Annotated in this window: 26 protein-coding genes; 3 read left to right on the top strand and 23 right to left on the bottom strand. The window is 61.5% G+C overall.

What is annotated here, in order from left to right; translation table 11 throughout:
• Window positions 1-11 precede the first annotated feature (11 nt).
• Window positions 12-3,326: an efflux RND transporter permease subunit gene (locus LAC81_RS13950; RefSeq protein ID WP_223725278.1), complete on the top strand. Its 3,315-nt coding sequence runs from the start codon at window positions 12-14 to the stop codon at window positions 3,324-3,326.
• A 160-nt stretch (window positions 3,327-3,486) separates the two neighbouring features.
• Window positions 3,487-4,167 carry a Crp/Fnr family transcriptional regulator gene (locus LAC81_RS13955; RefSeq protein ID WP_223725279.1) on the top strand — a complete coding sequence of 227 codons (681 nt, stop codon included), beginning with the start codon at window positions 3,487-3,489 and terminating at the stop codon, window positions 4,165-4,167.
• 37 nt (window positions 4,168-4,204) lie between these two features.
• Here the strand turns inward: LAC81_RS13955 and ureG are convergent, their stop codons facing one another.
• From ureG to LAC81_RS14030, 15 genes are all read right to left on the bottom strand, one after another.
• On the bottom strand, window positions 4,205-4,816 hold the full coding sequence (ureG, locus tag LAC81_RS13960; protein WP_223725280.1) for an urease accessory protein UreG: 612 nt from the start codon (window positions 4,814-4,816) through the stop codon (window positions 4,205-4,207).
• A gap of 77 nt (window positions 4,817-4,893) precedes the next feature.
• Window positions 4,894-5,565 (bottom strand): urease accessory protein UreF, encoded by a 672-nt coding sequence (locus LAC81_RS13965; protein WP_223727825.1) that lies wholly within the window; start codon window positions 5,563-5,565, stop codon window positions 4,894-4,896.
• Window positions 5,558-6,031, bottom strand: a complete 474-nt coding sequence (ureE, locus tag LAC81_RS13970) for an urease accessory protein UreE (RefSeq protein WP_223725281.1) — start codon at window positions 6,029-6,031, stop codon at window positions 5,558-5,560. Before ureE ends, LAC81_RS13965 begins: the two co-directional genes overlap by 8 nt.
• A gap of 1 nt (window position 6,032) precedes the next feature.
• On the bottom strand, window positions 6,033-6,329 hold the full coding sequence (locus LAC81_RS13975; protein ID WP_223725282.1) for a putative quinol monooxygenase: 297 nt from the start codon (window positions 6,327-6,329) through the stop codon (window positions 6,033-6,035).
• Between the two features lie 169 nt (window positions 6,330-6,498).
• On the bottom strand, window positions 6,499-7,038 hold the full coding sequence (locus LAC81_RS13980) for a peroxiredoxin (RefSeq protein WP_223725283.1): 540 nt from the start codon (window positions 7,036-7,038) through the stop codon (window positions 6,499-6,501).
• Between the two features lie 278 nt (window positions 7,039-7,316).
• Window positions 7,317-7,988 carry a TIGR02117 family protein gene (locus tag LAC81_RS13985; protein WP_223725284.1) on the bottom strand — a complete coding sequence of 224 codons (672 nt, stop codon included), beginning with the start codon at window positions 7,986-7,988 and terminating at the stop codon, window positions 7,317-7,319.
• A gap of 17 nt (window positions 7,989-8,005) precedes the next feature.
• Window positions 8,006-9,718 (bottom strand): urease subunit alpha, encoded by a 1,713-nt coding sequence (ureC, locus tag LAC81_RS13990; RefSeq protein WP_223725285.1) that lies wholly within the window; start codon window positions 9,716-9,718, stop codon window positions 8,006-8,008.
• Between the two features lie 3 nt (window positions 9,719-9,721).
• A complete protein-coding gene (locus LAC81_RS13995; RefSeq protein WP_223725286.1) occupies window positions 9,722-10,366 on the bottom strand; it encodes a Urease operon accessory protein in 645 nt (214 codons plus the stop codon).
• Window positions 10,367-10,369: 3 nt separating this feature from the next.
• Window positions 10,370-10,789, bottom strand: a complete 420-nt coding sequence (locus LAC81_RS14000) for a lysozyme inhibitor LprI family protein (protein WP_223725287.1) — start codon at window positions 10,787-10,789, stop codon at window positions 10,370-10,372.
• Window positions 10,786-11,091, bottom strand: coding sequence for an urease subunit beta (locus LAC81_RS14005; RefSeq protein WP_113535658.1), 306 nt, complete (start codon window positions 11,089-11,091; stop codon window positions 10,786-10,788). Before LAC81_RS14005 ends, LAC81_RS14000 begins: the two co-directional genes overlap by 4 nt.
• Window positions 11,092-11,101: 10 nt before the next feature.
• Window positions 11,102-11,356 carry a DUF1272 domain-containing protein gene (locus LAC81_RS14010; protein ID WP_223725288.1) on the bottom strand — a complete coding sequence of 85 codons (255 nt, stop codon included), beginning with the start codon at window positions 11,354-11,356 and terminating at the stop codon, window positions 11,102-11,104.
• 63 nt (window positions 11,357-11,419) lie between these two features.
• Window positions 11,420-11,722, bottom strand: coding sequence for an urease subunit gamma (locus LAC81_RS14015; protein ID WP_057249031.1), 303 nt, complete (start codon window positions 11,720-11,722; stop codon window positions 11,420-11,422).
• A gap of 123 nt (window positions 11,723-11,845) precedes the next feature.
• Window positions 11,846-12,679, bottom strand: a complete 834-nt coding sequence (locus LAC81_RS14020; RefSeq protein ID WP_223725289.1) for an urease accessory protein UreD — start codon at window positions 12,677-12,679, stop codon at window positions 11,846-11,848.
• Between the two features lie 176 nt (window positions 12,680-12,855).
• A complete protein-coding gene (locus LAC81_RS14025; RefSeq protein ID WP_223725290.1) occupies window positions 12,856-13,830 on the bottom strand; it encodes a 2-hydroxyacid dehydrogenase in 975 nt (324 codons plus the stop codon).
• A 140-nt stretch (window positions 13,831-13,970) separates the two neighbouring features.
• On the bottom strand, window positions 13,971-14,987 hold the full coding sequence (locus tag LAC81_RS14030; RefSeq protein ID WP_223725291.1) for an alpha/beta fold hydrolase: 1,017 nt from the start codon (window positions 14,985-14,987) through the stop codon (window positions 13,971-13,973).
• Between the two features lie 195 nt (window positions 14,988-15,182).
• On the opposite strand from LAC81_RS14030, the gene LAC81_RS14035 reads away from it, so the two are divergent.
• A complete protein-coding gene (locus tag LAC81_RS14035; protein WP_223725292.1) occupies window positions 15,183-15,635 on the top strand; it encodes a MarR family winged helix-turn-helix transcriptional regulator in 453 nt (150 codons plus the stop codon).
• Between the two features lie 184 nt (window positions 15,636-15,819).
• Here the strand turns inward: LAC81_RS14035 and LAC81_RS14040 are convergent, their stop codons facing one another.
• The 8 genes from LAC81_RS14040 to LAC81_RS14075 form a co-directional block, all read right to left on the bottom strand.
• A complete protein-coding gene (locus tag LAC81_RS14040; protein ID WP_113539230.1) occupies window positions 15,820-16,938 on the bottom strand; it encodes a branched-chain amino acid ABC transporter substrate-binding protein in 1,119 nt (372 codons plus the stop codon).
• 114 nt (window positions 16,939-17,052) lie between these two features.
• Window positions 17,053-17,397 carry a DUF6867 family protein gene (locus LAC81_RS14045; protein ID WP_113539229.1) on the bottom strand — a complete coding sequence of 115 codons (345 nt, stop codon included), beginning with the start codon at window positions 17,395-17,397 and terminating at the stop codon, window positions 17,053-17,055.
• Window positions 17,398-17,421: 24 nt separating this feature from the next.
• The gene (locus LAC81_RS14050) at window positions 17,422-18,147 is read right to left on the bottom strand and encodes an ABC transporter ATP-binding protein (protein ID WP_113539228.1); all 726 of its coding nucleotides are present in this window, start codon (window positions 18,145-18,147) and stop codon (window positions 17,422-17,424) included.
• Entirely contained in the window at window positions 18,147-19,031 is an 885-nt protein-coding gene (locus LAC81_RS14055) for an ABC transporter ATP-binding protein (protein WP_223725293.1), read from the bottom strand. Before LAC81_RS14055 ends, LAC81_RS14050 begins: the two co-directional genes overlap by 1 nt.
• Entirely contained in the window at window positions 19,031-20,416 is a 1,386-nt protein-coding gene (livM, locus tag LAC81_RS14060; RefSeq protein WP_223725294.1) for a high-affinity branched-chain amino acid ABC transporter permease LivM, read from the bottom strand. Before livM ends, LAC81_RS14055 begins: the two co-directional genes overlap by 1 nt.
• A gap of 4 nt (window positions 20,417-20,420) precedes the next feature.
• Window positions 20,421-21,323, bottom strand: a complete 903-nt coding sequence (locus tag LAC81_RS14065; protein WP_113539225.1) for a branched-chain amino acid ABC transporter permease — start codon at window positions 21,321-21,323, stop codon at window positions 20,421-20,423.
• Window positions 21,324-21,610: 287 nt separating this feature from the next.
• Window positions 21,611-24,037, bottom strand: a complete 2,427-nt coding sequence (locus LAC81_RS14070; protein WP_223725295.1) for a GcvT family protein — start codon at window positions 24,035-24,037, stop codon at window positions 21,611-21,613.
• Window positions 24,038-24,289: 252 nt separating this feature from the next.
• A complete protein-coding gene (locus LAC81_RS14075) occupies window positions 24,290-24,844 on the bottom strand; it encodes a sarcosine oxidase subunit gamma (protein WP_223725296.1) in 555 nt (184 codons plus the stop codon).
• Between the last annotated feature and the right edge of the window lie 5 nt (window positions 24,845-24,849).

Here is a 24,849-nt window from a genome sequence, read left to right on the forward strand (position 1 = left end):
GAAGCGTGACCATGAACTTCTCAGCCTGGTCCATCCGAAATCCGATCGCTCCGATCCTCGCCTTCGTTGTGCTGCTCGTACTCGGCTATCAGTCGTTCGTGCGTCTGCCGATCACACGCTTCCCCAACATCGACGTGCCGATCGTATCGATCAGCGTGGCGCAGAGCGGCGCATCGCCGGCCGAACTCGAAACCCAGGTCACCAAGGAAATCGAGGACGCGGTCGCCAGCGTCACCGGCGTCGACCATATCCAGTCGACCATCAACGACGGAACGTCGACCACGGCCGTCATCTTCCGCATGGAAGTACCGACGACGCAGGCAGTGCAGGACGTCAAGGACGCCATCGACCGTATCCGCGGCGACCTGCCCACCTCGATCGAAGAACCGATCGTCTCGAAGGTCGACGTCGAGGGTCAAGCGATCCAGACCTTCTCGGTTTCCGCACCCGGCATGTCGCTGGAAGAACTCTCCTGGTTCGTCGATGACGTCATCAAGCGCGAAATCCAGGGTAAAAGCGGCATCGGGCGCGTCGACCGCTACGGCGGCGCCGACCGCGAAGTTCGCGTCGAGCTCAATGAAGACAAGCTGAATTCGCTCGGCATCACCGCCGCCGACGTCAACGGCCAGCTCCGCCGCATGAACATGGACCTGGGGTCCGGACGCGGTCAGGTGGGCGGCAGCGAACAGGCGATCCGCACACTCGGTGACGCCCGCAACGTCGACCAGCTCGCCAACACGATGATCTCGGTGCCGAGCGGCCGCTTCGTTCGGCTCTCCGAACTCGGCACCGTTACCGATACCTATGAGGAGCCCCGCTCCTTCTCGCGCTTTAACGGCAATCCCGGCGTGACCTTTGCGGTCTTCCGCGCCAAGGGCGCCAGCGAGGTGAGCGTCGCCGAAACCGTTGCCAAGTCGCTCGAAAAGATCCGTGCGGCGAACCCTGACGTCACCATCGAGATGGTCGACGATTCCGTCTACTTCACCTACGGCAACTATGAAGCGGCGCTGGACACGCTGATGGAGGGCGCGCTGCTCGCCGTCATCGTCGTCATGCTCTTCCTGCGCAACTGGCGGGCCACGCTGATTTGCGCCATCGCCTTGCCGTTGTCTGCCGTCCCGACCTTCTGGGTCATGGAACTGCTCGGCTTCTCGCTCAATCTCGTCAGCTTCCTCGCACTGACACTTGCAACCGGCATCCTTGTGGACGACGCCATCGTCGAGATCGAGAATATCGAGCGGCATATCCATATGGGCAAGTCGCCCTACCGGGCTGCGATCGAAGCGGCGGATGAAATCGGCCTCGCGGTGATCGCAACCACGTTCACGATCATCGCGGTTTTCATCCCGGTGTCGTTCATGCCGGGGATTGTTGGCCAGTACTTCATCCAGTTTGGCCTGACCGTGGCCGTTTCGGTCTTCTTCTCGCTGCTCGTCGCACGCCTGATAACGCCCGTCATGGCCGCCTATATGATGCGTCCTTCCAAACTTGACGGGCATCATGCCGAAGACGGCACTCTGATGCGCAACTACACGCGTCTGGTTCATGCGACGACGAAGCGCTGGTACATGCGCTACCTGACGGTGCTCATCGCGATCGGCGTGACCGTGGCCTCCATGGTCGCTCTGTTCATGTTCGTGCCCGGCGGGTTCCTGCCTCCGGACGACACGTCGCGTGTCAGCCTGTCCGTCGAACTGGCGCCTGACGCCATGCTGGAAGACACCGACCGCACGACCGCGCAGATCTACGAAAGGGTCAAGGACCTGGACGGCGTCGAAAGCGTGTTCGTGCTTGGCGGTGCCTCGCCTAAGGGCGACCTGGAACTGCGCCGGGCCACCGTGACGGTGCTGCTCGAAAAGCGCGACCACTCGCTCTTGAATAAGGTCGTCAACGACGTCTTCGGCAAGCTGCCGGTCGTCGGCCCGTATTTGCCGAAGTTGCCGCCGTCGGGGCGCATCATACCGCAGTCGCAGATCGAGAAGGAGATCTTTGCCCGCGTGCGCGATTTGCCGGATGTCCGGGTGATCAAGCTCAACGACCGCGGCGAGCGGGAACTGTCGTTCAATCTGCTTTCCAACAACGAAGCCGATCTCGACAAGGCCGTCGGCATTCTGGAAGGGAAGCTGCGCAGCGATCCGTTGCTCGCCAATGTCAGCCCGGACGGCGCACTCCCCCGTCCCGAGTTGCAGATCCGTCCGCGTGACGAGCAGATGTCGCGCCTCGGCATCACCACCGCGCAGATCTCGGAAGTCATCCGTGTCGCCACCATTGGCGACATCGACGCCGCCCTGACGAAAATTGCGCTCGATGGTCGGCTGATCCCGATCCGCGTTCAGGTCAACCGGGATTTCCGCACGGACATCGCCGCGATCCGCAACCTGAAGATCCAGACCGCCTCGGGCTTGACGGTGCCGCTGTCGAGCGTCGCCGACATCAACTATTCCGAGGGGCCGAGCTCGATCAAGCGCTACGACCGCAACCGCGTCGTCGCGCTCGGCGCGGATCTACCGATCGGCGTGGCACTCAACACCGCCTCCGCACGCTTCCTGCAGATTGCGGACGAAGCCAAGATGCCGTCCACTGTTCAACTTCTGAAAAGCGGCGACGCAGAGGTCGAGGAGGAAATGCAGCAAAGCTTCGTCAACGCCATGCTGCTTGGTCTGATGCTGGTGCTGGTGGTGCTGATCCTCCTGTTCAAGGATGTGATCCAGCCGTTCACCATCCTGTTCTCGCTGCCGCTTGCGATGGGCGGTGTCGCAGCCGGACTGATCCTGACGCAGAACTCACTGTCGATGCCGGTCTTGATCGGCATCTTGATGCTGATGGGCATCGTCACCAAGAACGCCATCCTGCTCGTCGACTTCGGTATCGAGATGATGCATCACGGCATGGACCGGACGCAGGCGATGATCGAAGCGGGCCGCAAGCGCGCCCGCCCGATCATCATGACGTCGATCGCCATGTCGGCGGGCATGCTGCCCTCCGCGCTCGGCGTCGGCGAAGGCGGCTCGTTCCGTGCGCCAATGGCAATCGCGGTAATCGGCGGCATCATCGTCTCGACGATCCTAAGCCTCGTCGTCGTGCCGTCCTTCTTCCTGATCATGGATGACCTGTCGCGCCTGCTCGCCTGGATCTTCGGTCGCTTCGTCGGCAAGAAGGACGACGAGAGCCTGCCTCTCGATCGCGAGGCCCTGACGGGTCTCGTGCAAGAACAGAGCAAGACGATCGAAGGCCTGGAAGATCGGCTGAAAACACTGGAATCGGAACAGACCAAGGGACGATCCGGCGGCAAGGTCATCAATCATCCTGCACTCGCCGCCGAATAGATCGTTGGCCTTAGGGCTCGTCGTTCGCAGCCGTCACAATTCAAGAACAAGCCCGCGCCCTGCTAGCGCGGGCTTTTTGTTATTTTTATTTGATCGAGGTCAAACCACGTTCCGCCGGGCTTCATTACCTTGCACCTGGATCTTACTCAGGACGGACGTGATGAAGACGTTGCGATTGAACTCGAACGATAGGTCGGTGCTGCTCGGCTCTGGTTTCTTCGAGAAGCTGCCGATGGCGGCCACGAACGCAATTCTCGATGATGTGGTGGTATCCACTCACGAGGAGCACGATATCCTCTTTGGCTATGGCGAGCCGCTCGATCACGTCTTCTTCGTCCTCTCCGGATTGGTGCGCCTCTACCGGCTGGGCAAGGACGGGCGCGAAGCCGATATCGCCGTTTTTCCGAGAGGCGAGCTTTTCGGTGAAAGCGCCATGTTCCTTGGCAACCGCGCAACGGTCAACGCGCAGGCGATCGAAACGACGATGCTTGCCCGGATCGACAGCCGCAAGCTGCGCAAGCTTGCCGAGCAGACACCTGAAATCGCTGACGCGCTGATGCAGCTCCTGTGCCGGCACGCGCAGATGGCCGAGGATTGCCTGGCGGAAGACCGGCTGCTCACGGCGCCGCAGCGGGTTGCCAGCTACATCCTCGGAAACTGCCCCGATGGGATTACGAACTTCTCCTTCCGCCTGCCCTTCCAGAAGAATGTACTGGCCGGAAAACTGGGCCTGGCGCCGGAAGCACTCTCGCGCGCCTTCTCGGCACTCCGCCGCTCAGGCGTCACGGTCAAGGGTCGCGTCATCGAGATCCATGACCGGCAGGCATTGGAGCGCTTCTGACAGCCGACAGAGGTTCAGCTGTCATGCGTTGGCAGCGTCAAAGGCCGCCGTGTAGCGTCAGGAAATCGACGATCCGGTTGATGCCGTCGCCGCGCTTCATGTCGGTGAAAACGAAGGGCTTTTCTTCCCGCATCCGCGTCGCATCCCGCTGCATCACGTCGAGATCGGCCCCGACATAGGGAGCTAGGTCCTTCTTGTTGATGACAAGCAGATCCGACTTGGTGATGCCCGGCCCGCCCTTGCGCGGGATCTCCTCACCCTGGCAGACCGAGATGACATAGATAGTCAGGTCAGCAAGATCAGGCGAAAAGGTTGCCGCGAGATTGTCGCCGCCGGATTCGATGAAGACGACGTCGAGATCGGGAATGCGCCGGTTGAGATCGGCGATGGCCTGCAGATTGATCGTGGCGTCCTCGCGGATCGCCGTATGCGGGCAGCCGCCGGTCTCGACGCCGACGATGCGATCGGACGGCAGCGCCTGCATGCGCACCAGGGCTTCTGCGTCTTCCTTGGTGTAGATGTCGTTGGTGACGACGGCGACGGAGTATTTCTCCCGCATTGCCTTGCAGAGCTTGTCGGTGAGCGCCGTCTTGCCTGAGCCCACCGGCCCGCCGATACCGACGCGAAGGGGACCGTTCTTCGATGCCATCTGGATGTCCTTTCAGGTGAAGCATTCCGGAGAAAGTGGGATGGGCTTTCCGTCCGGAATTGCGCAGTTCTACGGTGTCACGAGCGGAAGAGCCGCGAATGCAGGGTTTCGTGTCTCAAGGCCGAAATATCCGCGATGATCGTGGCCGAGCCGAGATCTTCGAGCGAAGCGCCGGCGGCCTTGCTCGCCGTCGCCGCGATAACCGGCTCAAGCGCCGCGATGACGCCGACTCCATCGCGCTGGCCCGTGACGCCGCAGCGGATCGCCACCGAAACGGCGTTCGAAACGGCGGCGTTCAGATAGGCGGCAAGCGCAGGCTCAAGACCCGTTTCATGGGCCCCGGCCACGGCACCGACCGCCACCGGATAGGCGATAGTCTCCGGGAGCGCATCAAGAAGCGGGTGCGGCCATGAGCGTGCGGCGGCCAGAAACGCCTGACCCTGCAGCATGATTTCCGTATGTCGCTCACGGCTCCCAGCCAGGGCTTCGGCAAGCTCTGCCGCCGCAGCCAACCGGACATGATCGTTCACGGCGCGATAGCTCTCGGCAAGAAGCAGCGCATCGTTCCAGCCGGAGCCGAGGCAGATGACCGTCTCAAGCCAGTTGCGAAGCTCGGCCGCGTCCGTGACCTGGCAGTCATGAACCGCCTGTTCAAGCCCGCTGGAATAGGAGAAGGCTCCGACCGGAAAGGCCGGCGACATCCATGTGACGAGGCGAAGCAGTGCCTGCGTATCGACCCGTTCAGCCATGGTGGTGATTGCCGTGGCCATGGTTGTGACCGCCGGCATGGTATGCGCCGCGCAGCGGCTGGAAGGGTTCAGAAACCTCGGTCACCGCCGCACCCAGTCCTTCGAGCATCTGACGGATCACCGGATCGCGGGTAATCAGAATGCGGTTCTGCTCGATCTGCGCCGTCAGGTGGCGATTGCCGAGATGCCAGGCGAGTTCGATGAGATGCAGCGGGTCACGCGGGCGAATCTCGTAGAGTGCCTCAGGTGCCGCAACGATCCGGATGTAGCCGCCACCGTCGAGTACCAGGAGATCGCCATCGGCGAGCATGACCGGTTCCCTCAGATCCAGCATCACCACATCGTCGTTTTCGAGATGCAGCAGCTTGCGGCGCAGATGTCGCGCGTCGTGCGTCAGCGTCACGCTATGGAGCGGCGACTTGTCGGCAGGCCCAGGCGAAAGCACCTCTGTCGAACGATACGGCATTTCAGAGCACCTCGACCTTTTCCGGCGTCACGAGCTCGATACGTGCCTCAATGAGCAGGTCCGCCATTGCCGCCTGGAAGGCTTTGAGGTGCGGCTCTTCGAAATGCGCGTCGACCGCCGCCTTGTTCTGCCAGGTCTCGACAAACACCAGCGCATCGGGATCAGCGGGCTTCCGATAAAGGTCATAGGTGATGCAGCCGGCTTCGCGCCGCGTGGCCTCGATCAGCGGTGCGGCCAGCGACACCACTTCATCCCCTTTACCCGGATGTGCGGTCAGGTAGGCGATAATGTAAACCATTGAACCCTCGATATCTTTTCTATCCGCCAGTCTAGCAAGAAAAAGCTCCTGCGCCAGTCACAGAGCCGTTTTCCAAGGGGACCGCATTGTACACGCCGAACAAGAAAAAGCCCGAAGATCGGAACCGATCTTCGGGCTTTCTCAAATCAGGAACGATATGTCCTTGCCATCACGCAGCAAGCTTCTGAGACTTCAGCGTCTCCAGAATGTTCTGCGGCGAGGAAACGCCATAGGGGTCGCTGTCGCAGTTGTCGGAATAGCCTTCTTCTTCGAACCACTGCTCGACGACACCGTTGTTGACGACGGCAGCATAGCGCCAGGAGCGCATGCCGAAGCCGAGATTGTCCTTGGCGACCAGCATGCCCATCTTGCGGGTGAATTCGCCCGAACCGTCCGGGATCAGCTTGACGTTTTCAAGGCTCTGGGACTTGCCCCAGGCGTTCATGACAAACGCATCGTTGACCGAGATGCAGTAGATCTCGTCGATGCCTTCGGCGCGGAAATCGGCCGTCAGCTTTTCGAAGTCCGGCAGCTGAAAGGTCGAGCAGGTCGGCGTGAACGCGCCCGGCAGCGAAAACAGCACGACGCGCTTACCGGCGAAGTAATCGTCGGAGGACACGTCCTCCCAGCGGAACGGGTTCGAGCCGCCAATGGCCTCGTCGCGAACGCGGGTGCGGAACGTTACAGCGGGTACTTTTCTGCCAAGCATCGTCATCTCCTTGAGATCACCATGATTTTGGTCGGCTCGACCAAGATCATAAACGTGATCGTCTCTCATAAGTTAGAGCGAGTACCAGCGGATGACCGCATCCCGCTCTCGTGCGATTCCCGGTCGGCAGGTCCTGGGAGGAGCGCCTGGCGGACCGAGAAAGATCAGCCGCTTTCCTACCGGAAATTCCGCTACGGCGCAGCATGAAAGGCCCCGATTCACATGCGGGCATGGCAGCCATGCGATGACCGCATGGCTCTTTTTTCACGGTGAGCGCCTCAGTTATGGATGCGCAACGACAACCCAAGACTTGGGGGCAACGGGTTCCACAGACCCGTGCGCAAACCTGCTTCACGCAACGCCCTCGCCGTCCAGGTGTTGCAGCCGAAGAGCGCGTTGAAACTGCCCTCGGCCTCGAAGAAGCGGTCGTTGCCATTGTAGGAAAAACCGTCGATCGGAACGACGGTCCCGGCGTCTCGCGTAAAACTCTCGGCGATAAAGTCGAGCAGCCGATCGTATCCCGCTTCGTCGAGCTCGAAGCCGGCGACGGAGGCCTGCGGCTCGACGATCCGGCCAGCGATATCGACATGCATTACCGACCGGTCGAGTGTCAGCGCCCTGAAGACCGGCACCGCCTTCAGCTCCGACCAGGTCGGCGTTTCCAGATAGAAGGAACGCCCGCCCCAACCGAAGATCAGCCATTGTGCCTGCGGATGCGCAAGTGGCACGCCTGCCGGCTCGATGAAGCCGAACCGCTCTCTCGTTTCGTCCGTCAAGGGCACGGCGATATCGGTGTGGATCGGCCCCGAAAGCACCAGGATGCGCGTGGCCCCGGCTCCCGCCGCAGAGGCGGAAATGGGCAAAAGCGGCCGCGGCAGGAGCGTTCCGAGAACGACCGCAAGCACCGCCGCCAGTAGGCCGAGAGAGGCCCATTTCAGGCTACGCTTCATGCTCCGTCCCTGCGGGCTCAGAACAGGAAGTAGCGCTGTGCCATCGGGACGATCGTCGCCGGTTCGCAGGTCAGCAACTCGCCGTCGGCGCGCACCTCATAGGTCTCCGGGTCCACCTCGATGTGCGGCAGCAGGCTGTTGTGGATCATCGACCCTTTGCCGATGCCGCCGCGGGTGTTCCTGACGGCCACGAGCTGCTTGGCAACGCCGAGCTTGCCGGCAAGGCCGGCATCCAGCGAAGCCTGCGAGACGAAGGTGACGGAGGAACTCGTGCGGCTTTTGCCAAGGGTGGCGAACATCGGGCGGTAGTGCACCGGCTGCGGCGTCGGGATCGAGGCGTTCGGATCCCCCATCGGGGCCATCGCAATCGAGCCGCCGAGGAGCACGAAATCGGGCTTCACGCCGAAGAAAGCCGGGTTCCAGATGACGAGATCGGCGCGCTTTCCGACTTCGATCGAGCCGATCTCATGGCTGAGGCCGTGGGCGATCGCCGGGTTGATCGTGTATTTGGCGATGTAGCGCTTCACCCGGAAATTGTCGTTGTCGCCGGTTTCCTGCGGCAGTGGCCCACGCTGGCGTTTCATCTTGTCGGCGGTCTGCCAGGTACGGATCGCCACCTCGCCGACGCGGCCCATGGCCTGGCTGTCGGAAGAGATGATCGAGAAGGCGCCGATATCATGCAGGATGTCTTCGGCCGCGATCGTTTCCTTGCGGATGCGGCTTTCGGCAAAAGCGATGTCTTCAGGGATCGATGGCGACAGGTGATGGCAGACCATCAGCATGTCCAGATGCTCGGCGAGCGTATTCTTGGTGTAGGGCCGCGTCGGGTTGGTCGAGGACGGAATGACGTTCGGCTGGCCGCAGATTTTGATGATGTCGGGCGCGTGGCCACCGCCGGCACCTTCCGTGTGGAAGGCATGTATGGTGCGGCCCTTGATCGCCGCGATCGTATCCTCGACGAAGCCGCTCTCGTTCAGCGTGTCCGTGTGGATCATCACCTGCACGTCGTATTCGTCGGCGACGCTGAGGCAGCAGTCGATCGCCGCCGGCGTCGAGCCCCAATCCTCATGCAGTTTCAACGAGGTGGCGCCGGCGAGCACCATTTCCACCAGGGCGCCCGGCTGCGAGGCATTGCCCTTGCCGGCAAAAGCGATGTTCATCGGCAGGCCGTCGGCCGCCTCGATCATGCGGGCGAGATGCCAGGGTCCGGACGTGCAGGTGGTTGCGAGCGTACCATGCCCAGGCCCGGCGCCGCCGCCGAGCATGCAGGTGAGCCCGCTCACCAGCGCTTCCTCAATCTGCTGCGGGCAGATGTAGTGGATGTGGCTGTCCATGCCGCCCGCAGTGATGATCTTGCCTTCGCCGGCGATCACCTCGGTGCCGGGGCCGACGATGACGGTCACGCCCGGCTGCGTATCCGGGTTACCGGCCTTGCCGATGCCTGCGATCCGCCCGTCCTTGAGGCCGATATCCGCCTTGACGATGCCCCAGTGGTCGACGATCAGCGCATTGGTAATGACGGTATCGACTGCGCCCTCGGCGCGCGTCAGCTGGCTCTGCCCCATGCCATCGCGAATAACCTTGCCGCCGCCGAACTTCACCTCCTCCCCATAGGTGGTGAAATCCTTCTCCACCTCGATGAAAAGCTCGGTATCGGCGAGCCGCACCTTGTCGCCAACCGTCGGGCCGAACATGTTGGCATAGGCCGCAGGCGACATCTTGTAGGGCATGGTTCAGGCTCCTTGGGACGAAGAAGAAATGGAATGGAGGCGGCGAAGACGACCACCCGCGGCCAGCGCATCGACATAACGGCGCTCGGCGGGAAAGGGATGCCACTGCCAGCCTATGTGGCCGAAGCCTGCAAGGACGACATCGTCATCTCCAGTCGCGATGTTGGACAGGATGTCGGCAATGACGATCAGGCCGCTGGACGGAACGACATAGGGATCCGGTGAAAAGCCGGCGAGGTGATGATCTACTTGATCATGCACCGCCGCGGGGACGACGCGGAAGCCGCGCTTGGTCGAGCGGCTGAAGCTCTCGAAGCCGACTGTATAGTCGTCGCAGAAATCGTCGAGGTCCGGATGTGTTTCGGCGAGCCCGGCACGCATGGCGGCAAACTTCGCTCCCGATCGAACGCACCAGAATTCACGCGCCTGGCGCACCGGCGCGCTCGTCTTCCAACGGCCGCCGCCGAGCATGGCGAGACCGGGGCGGCCGGTGTTGCAGACGGCGACGATATCGGTCCTGTGGCCGCCGGAGCCGACGGAGCGGCAATCGTTGAAGCGCACGACGAGATCGGCGGCGTCGATCACAGTGGAAGCGCCGTCAGGCACGTCGCCATTGCCCACGATCATGATGGTGCGGCCGCGGCTCACGTTCTAGTTTCCCTCAGGCTCGGCAATGGCCTGGAGTTCCTTCGTCCGGGCCCTCGTCAGTTCGGTCAGGCAACCGGAGACGAGCATTGGCTCCATCGAGCCACCGCGGGCTTCGAAACCCGAAAGTTCGCATTGGCCGTCACGGTAACCGATCCAGGCACGCTGAGCCTTCTTCAGTGCCTCCTCCGCACCAACGTAGTTCGCGTCGATCTCGGCAAGCTCCTTGTCCTGCGCCTGCGTCGCAGCCAAGGCCTGCTTGTAGACCTTGTTCAATTCCACATCGGCCGCCTCGTAGTCCTTGTTGGCACAGATGTTCATGTCCATCTGCGTCACCGCGTTCTGGCAGTCGACCTCGTCTTCCTGCGCCAGAGCGGATGCCAGCGGCAGAACGAGAGCAATGGCAAATATCGCGAGGCATCTCATAGCTTGCCCATCACCTGCTGGCGGAAGCCATAGACCTCGCGCTTGCCGGACAGCGGGATCAGCGTCACCTGGCGCGTCTGGCCCGGCTCGAAACGCACAGCTGTGCCGGCCGGAATATCCAGCCGCTGGCCGTAGGCCGCCTTCCGATCGAACTGCAGTCCGGCATTGGTTTCGGCAAAATGGTAGTGGCTGCCGACCTGGATCGGCCGGTCACCGGTATTGGCAACCTCGATGGTTGTCGTGTCGAGGCCGGCATTCAGCTCGATCTCTCCGGCAGCCGCGATGATTTCTCCTGGGATCATGGTTCTCTCCTCAAGCTGCCTTCACACCGGCGCAGCCCTGTGGCTTCAGCACGCGCTCGGTCGAGGCCGGATACTTTTCAAGCAGGGCCACCGGGCGCACCGGGCGGCGCGTGAATTCGCCGCCGCAATTCGGGCAAGCGCCAGCAAGCATTCCCTCGGCGCAATCGATGCAGAAAGTACATCCGAACGTGCATATCATCGCCACCCGGCTATCGGGCGGCAAATCCTTGTCGCAGCACTCGCAGTTGGGCCGCAAAGCCAGCATGCCTGCCTCCTGGTATCCTGGGTTGGACGGGTACGGTCGAAAAACCGCCTGTACTGCCCTCGTTCAGCGGATCGGTTCGTGAACCGTGACGAGCTTGGTACCGTCGGGGAACGTCGCCTCGACCTGGATGTCGTGGATCATCTCGGGGATGCCCTCCATCACCTGATCGCGCGTCAGCACCTGGGCGCCCGCCTCCATCAACTCGGCAACCGAACGCCCGTCGCGGGCACCCTCGACGACGAAGTCCGTGATCAACGCGATCGCCTCGGGATGGTTGAGTTTCACGCCGCGCTCCAGGCGCCGGCGTGCGACCATGGCCGCCATGGAAATCAGCAATTTGTCCTTTTCGCGCGGGGTAAGATTCATGCGTCGCCACCGGTTGTTCGTGAAGCAATTCCCAGCAAGGCTGCGAAGCGGTTTTCCGCCAGGAATTACAGAGTTTCAACGAGTTAGATCATTTCACTGTTTCAATAAAAATACGAAATGACCCTAGAGAACCCAGACTTTCGGCACTGTCTTCTGCTTGCGCAAGTGCGAAATAATGGGGATGAGGATTTTTCGGAGCGCGAACCCATCCGGCGCCGCAAAGCGGGCCACCAGCTTGTCGCGGCCATCGACTTGAAAATGGCTGATACCGATGCCGGCCTCTCCGTCAACGAGCGATCGAAGACGTGGCAGCAAGGGTTCGCAATCGGGCCCGACATAGAGGAGCGTCGCAAAGGCGGCCGCGCCATCGAGCACCGCCCGACGCTGACCGAGACCAGCGATCTCTCCGGCAAGCGCAAGATTGTCCGCATGCAGCAACTTGCCCGCTGTACGGACACGCCAGCGATCACGAAAGAGCCCGGTTTGCACCACCTCGCCCATCGCCTTGCGGCCGAGCAGAACCGCCTCCACCGCAAGGAACTCCGCGTCCTCGGCAAGTTCCACGTCCAGCGAACGCGACAACGAGGCGCGGTCAAAGAGGATCGTCTCCTGCGGCAGCCAGTCGACGCGTGCGCCGGCGGCAACCGCGATACGCGTGGTCACGTCGACCGTATCGGCGCTCGCCTTGTAGATCTTCTCGCAGGCCTGCGTCGTGACCGTGACTTCGGTTCCGGCCCCGGCCGCAACCTCCCAGATCATGCGATCGCCGCCGGTGAGGCCGCCGGATGAATTGATGAGCACCGCCTCCATGGAGGCATCGAAGGTCTTCGGCAGGCGGATCTTGGCGCAGCCTTCCTGATAGAGTTCGGCAATGCGGCTGTGGCCGAGCGCCATCTTGGCGACCAGCCGCCCCCTACCCCAGGCCCGTTGCGGGGCGATGCTTGCTGCCTTGTTCATGTTCGACCGCCGAGCGGTGTCCTTCAATCACTGGCGCGCCACCCGTCGGGCCGATCGCCTTGCTTTTGCGCTATCGTCCGCATCGCGGCACGACAAGTCAAGTTATTGTTTTGCAAAGAAAATCGTCAAAATGACGCATTTCCTTGCAGGTGCTGCGCAGAAAACAGGCAACCCCATCACGCCACGCGATCCGGAGGTTCACGCCCGGCAAAGAATGCGGTTATATTATCGACCACCTTCATGCCCATGGCGACACGCGTTTCCTCCGTGGCGCTACCGAGATGCGGGAGCAGCACGACGCTCTCGAGTTTGCGCAGACGCTCGGGCACATTCGGCTCCGCCTCGAAGACATCGAGACCCGCGCCGCGAATGACGCCGGTCTCGAGAGCGGCAACCAAGGCCGGTTCATCGATGACGTCACCCCGCGCCGTGTTGACGAGATAGGCGCCTTTTTTCATCAGCGCCAGCCGCTCGGCATTGATCAGATGCCGGTTTTCGCCGCCCCCCGGGCAGTGCAGCGACACGAAGTCCGCAACCTTCAAAACGTCCTCGACGGTATCCAGCTGATGGGCGCCGTAGCGGCTTGCCTCGTCAGGGTCGATGCGCGAGCGGTTGTAGAAGACGACGTCCATGTCGAAACCGAAGTGGCAGCGTTTGGCCATGGCCTTGCCGATACGGCCGAAGCCAATGATGCCGAGCGTCTTGCCGGTAACCTTGCTGCCGATCATGTGGGTTGGACGCCACCCGGTCCATTCGCCGGCACGCACCTGGCGCTCGCCCTCACCTGCCCGGCGCGCGACCGCAAGCAGCAGCGTCATGGCAATGTCTGCGGTGCAGTCCGTCAGAACACCTGGCGTATTGGTAACGGCGATGGCGGCAGCCTTGGCGGCCGCAACATCGATGTGATTGTAGCCGACGCCGTAGTTTCCGAGAATCTTCGCCCTGAGGCCACCGCCGGCAAAGAGTTCGGCCGGAAGCCGATCGGAAACCGTAGGGAGAACGGCATCGTAGGTCCTGAGCGCACCGGCCAGCTCTGCGGCCGTCATCGGCACGTCCCGCTCGTTCACGGTCGTGTCGAAGCGGTCGGCGAGCACCTGTTCCACCGCCGCCGGCCAGCGACGGGTGACGAGAATGCGGGGTTTCGAGCTCATGCCTGCCTCCGGATCAGAATCATCAGGGGATAGTGCACGAAACGGTGCGGCGCGACAGCCATCACGACAAGCGAAACACCTATCACGAAAAGCAAAAAAGAGGCGCCGAACGGGCGCCTCTTCTCATCGCTTTGTAACCATCAGGCCTTGGCGAAGGCGAGCAGGTCGGCGTTGAGCCGGTCCTTGTGCGTGTCGGTGATGCCGTGCGGTGCGCCGGCATAGACCTTGAGCTCCGCATGCGGCACCAGCGTCTTCGAGGCCCGTGCCGCCGCATCGATCGGCACGATCTGGTCGTCGTCGCCGTGGATGATCAAGGTCGGCACGTCGAACTTCTTCAGATCCTCGGTGAAGTCGGTCTGCGAGAAGGCGACGATCGAGTCATAGGTGTTCTTGTGACCGGCCGTCATGCCCTGCAGCCAGAAGCTGTCGATCATGCCTTGCGAGGCGACCGCACCCGGGCGGTTGAAGCCGAAGAACGGACCGGACGCGATATCGCGGTAGAGCTTGGAGCGATCCTTGAGGCTTGCCGCCTGCAGGCCGTCGAATACCTCCTTCGGCAATCCGCCGGGGTTCTTGTCGGTCTTGACCATCAGCGGCGGCACCGCCGAGATCAACCCGGCCTTGGCGATGCGGCCGGTGCCATGGCGGCCGATGTAGCGGCTGATCTCGCCGCCGCCGGTGGAAAAGCCGGCGAGGAAGATGTCCTTCAGGTCGAGCGCATTGATCAGATCCGCGAGATCATCGGCATAGTGATCCATGTCGTTGCCGTCCCAGGGCTGCGACGAGCGGCCGTGGCCGCGGCGGTCATGGGTGACGACGCGGAAGCCGTTGGCGGCGAGATGGAAGGCCTGCGCTTCCCAGCTGTCCGACGACAGCGGCCAGCCATGGCTGAGCACGACGACCGGGCCATCCTTCGGCCCCCAGTCCTTGTAGTAGATCTCGACGCCATCGCGGGTGATGATGCGGCTGCCCGAGACTTCACCACCTTGCGAACCGGCACCCACCTGCTTGCCGCTTGCCGCCGTCGCATCCGCCGCCTTGGCGGGGCTATTGACCGCCGACACGGCGGCCGCGGTCGCCGCCGCGACAAAGGCGACCGAAAGGACATCACGACGGGAGATGCTGGTGGCTTCTGCCTTGCTGACTGCCTTGCTCATGGAGACGCTCCTTCTTCCTTGCGGTCTTGCCGCGTTGGCGATAATTCCTGAGCGATTAAATCGTGCGCGATTTATTTAGATTTAAATCGTCATCGATTAGATCGTGTACAAATATTTATATCGCGATCGCACGCCGGTCAATGCCTTGCGATTATATCGCGAACGATTTATTTTAAGGTATGACAGGAGAAAGTGATGACTGGCACCGAACCTAAAGATGACAATGCAATGCTGACACTGGACAGTTTCCTGTGCTTCGCGGTCTATTCCGCAAACCACGCCTTCACGCGCATCTATAAGCCGCTGCTGGAAGAACTCGACCTCACCTACCCGCAATATCTGGTGATGGTGCTTTTGTGGGAGAAGAACGACCAGACAGTCGGCAGCCTCGGCGAACGGCTCTTTCTGGAATCGAGCACGCTTACCCCAATGCTGAAACGTCTGGAGGCGGCCGGCTATATCGACCGCGTGCGCGACAAGGCGGACGAACGGCAGGTCCGGGTGCAATTGACCGACATGGGCAAGGCACTGCGGCAGAAGGCAGTCGATGTGCCGCATGGCCTCACTGAGGCAACAAAGCTCGGCGCCGACGATCTCGAGCGGCTGCGCGCAGAGGTCTCGTCGCTCAGGGACACCCTGCTGAAATAGAAAATCACTGCGCCAGGGACTCACCTGAACGCGGAAGGATGCTCCTGGCCCTTTGAGTAAGGAGCATCCTTCCGCATCCAGCGATTCCGTTTGAAGGCGGGACGCTCTCGCAATCTTCAAAAAAGAAAAGCCCGGCGATCGCTCGCCGGGCCAAACCAGTCGGACACGCAGTCCGAAGTCAGAACTACTCGTTCTGGAAGTAGCTGTACTTGCCGTCTTCACCCTTCTTCCAGGTGTACATGACGTAGTCCGGACGCGTGATGTCGCCCTTTTCGTCATAGCCGAGGTCGCCGATTGCGGTCTTGAACGGACCCTTTGCCTTGATGGCTTCAGCAACGGCCTGCGGGTCGTTGCCGCCGGACGCCTTTGCGGCTTCAGCGATGACCTGGAGGGCGGCGTAAGCGTAGAGCGTGTAGGCTTCCGGTTCGAAGCCGGCAGTGCGGAACTTCTCGACGAGTTCCTTGGCAGCCGGGTTCTTGCGCGGATCCGGAGCGAACGTCATCAGCGTGCCATCGACGGCGTCGCCGGCGATCGAGGCCAGTTCGTTCGAAACGATACCGTCGCCCGACATCAGGGTTGCCTTGAGGCCCTGATCCTTCATCTGACGCATGATCAGGCCAGCTTCGGTGTGCAGACCGCCGTAGTAGACGATCGAAACGCCGGCTTCCTTCATCTTGGCGATCAGCGCCGAGAAGTCCTTGTCACCGGTGTTGATGCCTTCATAGAGGGCTTCGGTGAGGCCGGCTTCGTTCATCGACTTCTTGGTTTCGTCGGCAAGACCCTGACCATAGGGGGTCTTGTCGTGAATGACGGCGATCTTCGCGTCCTTGAAGTTGGCGGCGAGGTAGGCACCGGCAACTGCACCCTGCTGGTCGTCACGGCCGCAGGTACGGAACGTGTTCCAGAGACCGCGCTCGGTGAACTGCGGGTTGGTGGAGGCCGGCGTTACCTGCAGGATGCCGTTCTCAGCGTAGACTTCCGAAGCCGGGATGGACACGCCCGAGTTGAAGTGACCGACAACGAACTTCACACCGTCAGCAACGAACTTGTTGGCGACCGAAACGCCCTGCTTGGCGTCGGAAACGTCGTCGCCGAGCACAACCTTGATCTGTTCGCCATTGATACCGCCAGCAGCGTTGATATCTGCAGCAGCCTGTTCAGCACCTTTCTGGAGCTGTGCGCCGAAAGCGGCATTCGGGCCAGTCAGCGGGCCTGCGACACCAACGAGAACATCAGCCCAGGCGCTGCCGCTGAAGGCAACCATAGCCGTCAGCGCGACCGCCGACAGAAGAGACTTTTTCATCTTGTTACTCCCAATTATTCGAGCGGGTCTCGTTACCAACCTGCGCAATGCCCACCATAGTTGCGCCGGTGTTTCTTTCGCACCGGCCGCGGCGGCCGGCGCGCGCTGTTCCCTTTATTTGGCTTTCCAGGAGAAAGGCGAAGCCTTCTCATAGAGCCAATAGTAGTTATTGGTCATTTGCTTGGTCCGGTAGTACCGGAAACCTGCGGTAGCAAACAACAAAAGCACGACCGTGTCCACGATATAGTATTGCAGGCTGAACATCGTGCCCGCGAAGAGCGCGTGGTGCACGAAACGGATACCCAGCCCCAGCAACGCCACGTAGAGCAGCAGGCGTCGCATGTCTTCCCAGCTTTCGGCCACGCTCTTGCCCGTGCGCCAGGCGGTCCAGCCGCCAAGCACGCAGCTTATGAAAAGAAACTGCCAGATCGACGCTTCTTCGTAGAGAATTCCCTGCATGTCACTTGCTCCAGATGCAGCCGATCAATGACGGCCGCCTTCGAGATAGGCCGCGCGCACTTCCGGATTGGCGAGCAGTTCCTTGCCGGAACCGCTCATCGTCACCCGGCCGTTGACCATGACGTAGCCGCGGTCCGAAAGCTTGAGCGCACCGAAGGCGTTCTGCTCGACGAGGAAGACGGTCAGGCCCTCCTCCTTGTTGAGTTTCTTGATCGCTTCGAAGATGCCCTTGACGATCAGCGGCGCGAGACCGAGCGACGGTTCGTCGAGAAGCAGGAGCTTCGGACGGGCCATCAGCGCGCGGCCGATCGACAGCATCTGCTGCTCACCGCCCGAAAGCGTGCCGCCGCGCTGCGCCTGGCGCTCCTTGAGGCGCGGGAAGAGTGCGAACACCTTTTCCACGTCCTGGTCGAAGTGCTTCAGGTTGTCGAGGCTCGCGCCCATCTGCAGGTTCTCGAACACCGTCATGCGCGGGAAAATACGCCGCCCCTCGGGGGACTGGGCGATGCGCAACCGGGCGATTTCGTGCGTCGGCATGCGGGTGATGTCCTGGCCCTCGAAGTGGACCGAACCGGTGCGCGCCTGCGGACTACCGCAGATGGTCATCATCAAGGTCGACTTGCCGGCTCCGTTCGCGCCGATCAGGCAGACGATCTCACCACGGTGAACTTCGACATCCACCCCGCTCAAGGCGCGGATGTTGCCGTAGTAGGTCTCGACGGCTTTGACTTGGAGAAGAGGCGCCGTCATCAGTTGGTGCCCCCCTGTCCGCCTTCGATTTCCTCGATTTGTTCGATCACCTCTTCAACCTCTTCATCCTCGACACCCAGATAGGCCGCGATGACCTTCGGATCGGTCTTCACGAAATCCGGTGTGCCGTCGGAAATCTTCTGTCCGTATTCCAGGACCACCACGTGGTCGGAGATCTCCATGACCACGGACATGTCGTGTTCGATCAGCAGGATCGACGTGCCGGTATCGGCACGAATGCCCTGCAGCAATTCGTTGAGCGCCAGCGATTCACGCGGATTGAGGCCGGCGGCCGGCTCGTCCAGGCAGAGCAGTTCGGGCCCCGTGCACATGGCACGTGCGATCTCGAGACGACGTTGAGCGCCGTAGGAAAGATCGCCGGCCGGATCATCCGCACGGTCGATCAGCGATGCCTTTTCGAGCCAATGCTTGGCAAGGTCGATCGCCTCTCTCGACGCCTGGCGGTAGGCCGGGAAGCCGAGTAGACCGAGGAAGGTGTAGCCTGATGCCTGCATCAGCTTGTTGTGCTGCGCGACGAGCAGGTTTTCGAGCACCGTCAGACCGGAGAACATCCGGATGTTCTGGAAGGTGCGCGCCACCTTGGCGTGCTTGGTGATCTCGAAATCGGGCAGCCGCTCCAGCAGGTATTCCTTGCCGGCCTTCTGCTTCATCGTGATCATGCCCATCGTCGGCTTGTAGAAGCCGGTGATGCAGTTGAACACCGTCGTCTTGCCTGCGCCGTTCGGACCGATCAGCGCGGTGATGTCACCGCGATAGGCTTCGAAGGAGAAGTCGTTGATGGCCATCAGACCGCCGAAGCGCATCGACAGGTGCTCAACCTTGAGAATGGGGTCTTTTGTCATTGTCGTTGTCTCGCGGGCCATCAGCCGTGCCCTTCCTTGGTGAAGCTGCCGGAGACTGCCTTGCGTTCGTGCAGGAAGGCTGTCGGTTCGCGCGATCCGACGAAGCCGCGCGGCTTCCAGACCATGACGACCACCATGGCCAGGCCAAAGATCAGCATGCGGTAGAGTTCAGGCGTGAAGTCCTGCCCGAAGATGGCCTTCAGGAAGGAAAGCTCACGCAGGATTTCCGTGCCGCCGATCATCACCACCGCGGCAACTGCGATGCCGGTGAGCGAGCCCATGCCGCCGAGAACCACAATCGCCAGGATAACGGCGGACTCCAGGAACACGAAGGATTCGGGCGAAACGAAGCCCTGGCGCACTGCAAAGAACGACCCGGCAATGCCGCCGAACATCGCGCCCGTGGCAAACGCGGTGAGCTTGGTCGTCACCGTGTTGATGCCGAGGGAGCGGCAGGCGATCTCGTCCTCGCGCAGCGCTTCCCAGGCGCGACCGATCGGCATGCGGCGCAGCCGCATCGTCACGTAGGCCGTCAACAGCGCAAGCGCCAAGATCAGGTAAAACAGGAAGATCTTGTAGTAGGCCGAAGACATCGGCAGGCCCATCATCGCGGCAAAGCCGTCCTTCGAGGCATCGAACTTGATGCCGAACAGCGTTGCCTTGGCGATACCGGAAACGCCGAACGTACCCTTCGTCACCTCTGTCCAGTTGATCAGGACGAGGCGGATGATTTCACCGAACGCAAGCGTCACGATCGCCAGATAGTCGCCCCGCAGACGCAGGACCGGAAAGCCGAGGATCATGCCCCAGAAGCCGGCAAGGATGCCGGCAACCGGCAGAAGAACCCAGAACGACAGGCCGAAATAGGTCGACAGCAGCGCGTAGGAGTAGGCGCCGACAGCGTAGAAGGCGACATAACCCAGATCCAGAAGGCCGGCCAGACCGACGACGATATTCAGACCCCAGGCCAGCATCACGTAGATGAGGATCTGGATGCCGAAATTGTCGACCCATTTGAGCGAGCCCTGGACGCCGAAGAGCGCGACGATGATCGGCGGGTAGACGAGCAGGAACGCGATGGCGATCTTCGAGAAGTTGCGGCTGAAGAAGGTCTCCTCCTTCGCCACGTCCTCGGCTGCAGCCTTCGCCGCCTTGCGGCGGGCGAGTGCCGGCTGGACATAGGCAACCATCGCGAAACGGCCGACGGCAGCCACGATCACGAAGATCGCAAGCAGGCCCCACCGTTGATTGAGGATCAGCTCGTTGCGAATGTTCTGATCGGACTTGAGACCGACGAACAGCACGAAAAGGCCGAGGGAAATCAGGCCCGCGAAGACAGCCTCGCGCAGGGCCCGCGCCGTCACGTCAGTGCCGGCGCTTGCAGTCGTAGAAGCAATGTTTGCCATGGAATTATACCTTCTCGACTTCCGGTCGTCCGAGAATACCAGACGGCTTGAAGATCAGGACGATTGCGAGAATGGAGAAGGTCGCGACGTCCTTGTAGTCGATGGTGAAATAGGCCGACCAGAGAGACTCGATGAGCCCGATCAACAGTCCGCCGAGAACGGCGCCCGGCAGCGAACCGATGCCGCCAAGAACGGCCGCAGTGAACGCCTTGACGCCAGGGACGAAACCGTCGGTGAAGACGACGACGCCGTAATACATCAGGTACATCGTACCGGCGACGGCCGCGAGTGCTGCACCCATGATGAAGGTAACAGAGATCGTGCGATCGACGTCGACGCCAAGCAGGGCCGCCATCTTGCGGTCCTGTTCGGTCGCACGCTGTGCACGACCAAGCGGCGTCTTGTTGACGATGTACCAGAAGATGGAGAGCAGGATCGCCGTAATGATGATGATGATGATCTGCTTCAGCGAGATGGTAATACCGAAGACGTTGTAGACCGAGGAAACGAGCGGCGGGATCGGTTTGTTGCGCGGCCCCTGCGTTACCTGGATGAAGTTCGACAGCGCAATCGACATGCCGATTGCCGTGATCAGCGGCGCAAGACGGAACGAACCGCGCAGCGGCCGGTAAGCCACCTTCTCGATCGTCCAGTTCCAGAGCCCTGCGGTCAACATGCCGACGATCATCATCAGCAGCAGCGCAAGTACAACCGGGACGCCCCCGATGAATGTTGTGAGAATAAGAAAGACAATCAAAGCGGCAAAACCGCCGAGCATGAAGATATCGCCGTGGGCGAAGTTGATCATGCCAATGATGCCGTAGACCATGGTATAACCGATTGCGATCATACCATAAATAGACCCAAGAGTCAGCCCGTTGACGAGCTGCTGGACGAAATACTCCATCAATCTTCCCCTGGACCAGATCCTTGTAGGTCCGGTCTCTTGTTTTTTGAGCTCATTTTGAGCGCTGTATTTGCTCGATTCCATACCTTTTTCAAACGAAAAGGAAAGCTAAAAAACGCGACTTCGATAAAATCTTCCTCGATAAAATCGATTTGACGCTTTTAGAGCCAGAAAAATCAAAATTTCCGCAGCTTTCGCCCGCGAAATCATCAACTTTAGTCGTAAATGCCTTGGGGCTTGGTCAGCGGTCCGGCCGCCGAACGGCCAGACCAGTGCTGCTTCGCGGCTCAGCCGCGCATCCTTTGCCCGCTTGCATCGAACAGGGGATTCGGCTGGAGGCGCGCCGGCAGTATCTCGCCCAGGAGTTCGATCGCCCAGCCATCGCTGCGGTCGGCGATCTCCTTCGGCACGTAACCCATGGCCACCGAAACGTCGCTCGTGTGCGCATAACCGCCGGATGTCACCCAGCCGCGCACGACGCCATCGAGATAGATCGGCTCATCACCGATGACATCGGCATCCCCGGCTTCGAGGAGGAAGGTTCTAAGACGCAGCGCGCCGCCTTCGACCTTCTCCTGCACGACTGCCGCCTTGCCGATGAAATCCGCGTCCTTTCCGGCCGCCACGAAGCGACCAAGGCCGGCTTCGACTGGGCCATAAAGCGGACGATACTCGCGCGCCCAGCTGCCGAAGGATTTTTCGACGCGCAGGGCATTCAGCGCCCTCAAGCCGAACAGACGGATCCCGGACGCCTGTCCCTTGTCCATTAGAAGTTCGAAGAGATAGCGCTGATATTCCGGCTTCATCCAGATCTCGTATCCGAGATCGCCGGTGTAGCTCACGCGGCCGACGATCGCGGGCGCCATGCCAAGATCCATCCGGCGAACATCCATGAACGGAAAGGCCGTATCGGAGACGTCGAGATGGGTGAGGCCGGCGAGCACGTCACGCGCCTTCGGCCCGGCGATCGATAGGCCGACCAGTTCCAGCTTCAGCGCCTTCAGCGAAACCGAACCATCCCCGGGCAGATGCGCCTCGAACCAGCGCATGTGGTAGTCCTCGGCGATGCCGGATCCGACAAGTAGGAAATCCCCCTCCCCGAGCTTGGCAAGCGTGAAGTCGCCGATCAGCTTGCCATCGTCCTTCAGCATCGGCGCCAGCGTCATGCGCCCCACCTCAGGGATGCGGCAGGCAAGCAGCCGGTCGAGCCAAGCCTCAGCACCCTTGCCGGTGATCGCATATTTGGCAAAGCCCGATGTCTCCATCAGGCCGACGCCCTCGCGCACGGCGCGCGCTTCCGCGCCCACGGTCTCGAAATCGGTCGAGCGCCGCCAGGAAAAGGCATCCTTTACGCCTTCGGGTGCGAACCACAGCGGCGTTTCGAGCCCGTAGGACGCGCCGAAGACGGCGCCCGCAGCCTTCAGCCGGTCGTAGATCGGCGTCGTCAGGAGCGGCCGTGCACCCGGCAGTTCCTCATTCGGATAGCGGATCGAGAAGCGGCGCGAATAGTTTTCGCGCACCTTGGCATTGGTATAGGCAAGGGTCGCGAAATCGCCATAGCGGGAAACGTCCATGGCGAAGACGTCGAAGCCGGGATCGCCATGGATCATCCAGTTGGCGAGTGCCAGGCCGACACCACCGCCCTGGCTGAAACCGGCCATGACCGCGCAGGCCGACCAGAAATTCCTCAAGCCCCGCACCGGGCCGACGAGCGGGTTACCATCCGGCGAGAAGGTGAAGGGCCCGTTGATGATCTTCTTGATACCGGCCCTGTTGAAGGCGGGAAAGTGCCGGAAGCCCACTTCGAGCTCCGGCGAAATGCGGTCGATATCCTCCGCCAGCAGCTCATGGCCGAAATCCCAGGGCGTGGAGATCGGCGACCACGGGCGGCACGCCTTCTCATAGGTGCCCATCAGCATGCCGTTGCGCTCCTGGCGGAGATAAATCTCGCCGTCGAAATCGACACAGTGCATCAGCTCCTTGCCGCGCGTCTGGTTGAACTCGATGACCTCGGGCATGTCCTCGGTGATGAGATACATATGCTCCATGGCGAGCACCGGCAGTTCGAGACCGACCATGCGGCCCACCTCGCGCGCCCAGAGCCCGGCAGCGTTGACGACGTGTTCGGCGACGATCTCGCCCTGGTTGGTGATCACCCGCCAGGAACCATCCTCGCATTGCACCAGATCTTCGACCTTCGTGTGCAGGTAGATCTCGGCGCCGTTCTTCTTCGCCGACTTGGCATAGGCGTGCGTCGTGCCATAGGGATCAAGGTGCCCCTCGACCGGATCGAAGACCGCGCCGACGAACTGGTCGGGATCAAGCAGCGGCATCAGGTCATGCGCTTCCTTGGGCGTCAGCAGTTCGGCTTCGAGCCCCATGTAGCGCCCCTTGGCGAGGATCGATTTCATCCAGTCGAAACGCTCCTTGGTGGCCGCGAGCATCATGCCGGAGGTCATGTGCAGGCCGACATCCTGGCCGGAATATTCTTCGATCTCCTTGTAGAGCTCGACCGTATATTTCTGCAGCTTGGCGACGTTCGGGTCGCCGTTGATCGTGTGCATGCCGCCGGCCGCATGCCAGGTGGAGCCGGAGGTCAGTTCCGATCGTTCGAGCAGCACGGCATCGGTCCAGCCGAACTTCGTCAGGTGATAGAGCACCGAACAACCGACGACACCGCCTCCGATAACGACGACCTTGGCATGGCTTTTCATGCGTACACTCCGTCTTCCCACGCTCCTGCCGGAGGCGCGGCCAAATTGTCAGGGAAAATCAAGCACGGCGACCGCTTGCCTTCCGCCACGGAAGCGCAGGCGACTGATGATCAAAGCCTAGTCAGAAAGACGGCGCCGATAAAGACACGGCTGCGAAGGACGCTTGTCCATTTCCGTCGTTTGCTGGCGGATGGGCGACCCGTTTGCGGCATTTCATGCCGCATTTGTTTTCAGCCTTTAGATAGGGCTGGTTCAGTCTGAAAAAGCAGCGGTGAGATCGAACGCCCGCCCCATCCGCACGAGGTCGTCGAAGAGCGATTCGGCGTAACTCCGCGGCACGATCAGTTCAAACGTGTCTTCGTCAGTCCGGGCGAGATTGACCGGGATGTGACCGCAAAGAACGTTGGCGCTGCCCCCAAGCGTAAAGGTCGCGGGATGAAGGTCGAGGCCGATGCCTTTGGCAAGGATGCTGCGTGCGTTCGGTCCGGCAAGACGGAAGACGACACGTCCGTCGCTCTGGTCGACGACGTAAGCAGCACCGGCGCAGAGCTCCTCGAGGCGGCGCACGAGTCCGCTCGGCGCCTCCGTCTCTGAGACCACCAGCCATTCCCCGGGGCCTGAAAAGCGGAGCGAGAACTCGGGCGCCGAAGCGATCGCCTGCCGCACCGCGTCTTCCTGACCGGCACGAGCAAGAACCGTCGCGACCGTGCGCCAATGGCCGACCATCAAGTGATCGTCCGCTGCAGGCGCCGGTGCCGCGCGCAGTTTCTGTTCCAGCGCATGGCGGTTGTTGTAGTCGCGAACCATCACCG

It is taken from the genome of Ensifer adhaerens (assembly GCF_020035535.1).
Classification (GTDB): Bacteria; Pseudomonadota; Alphaproteobacteria; order Rhizobiales; family Rhizobiaceae; genus Ensifer.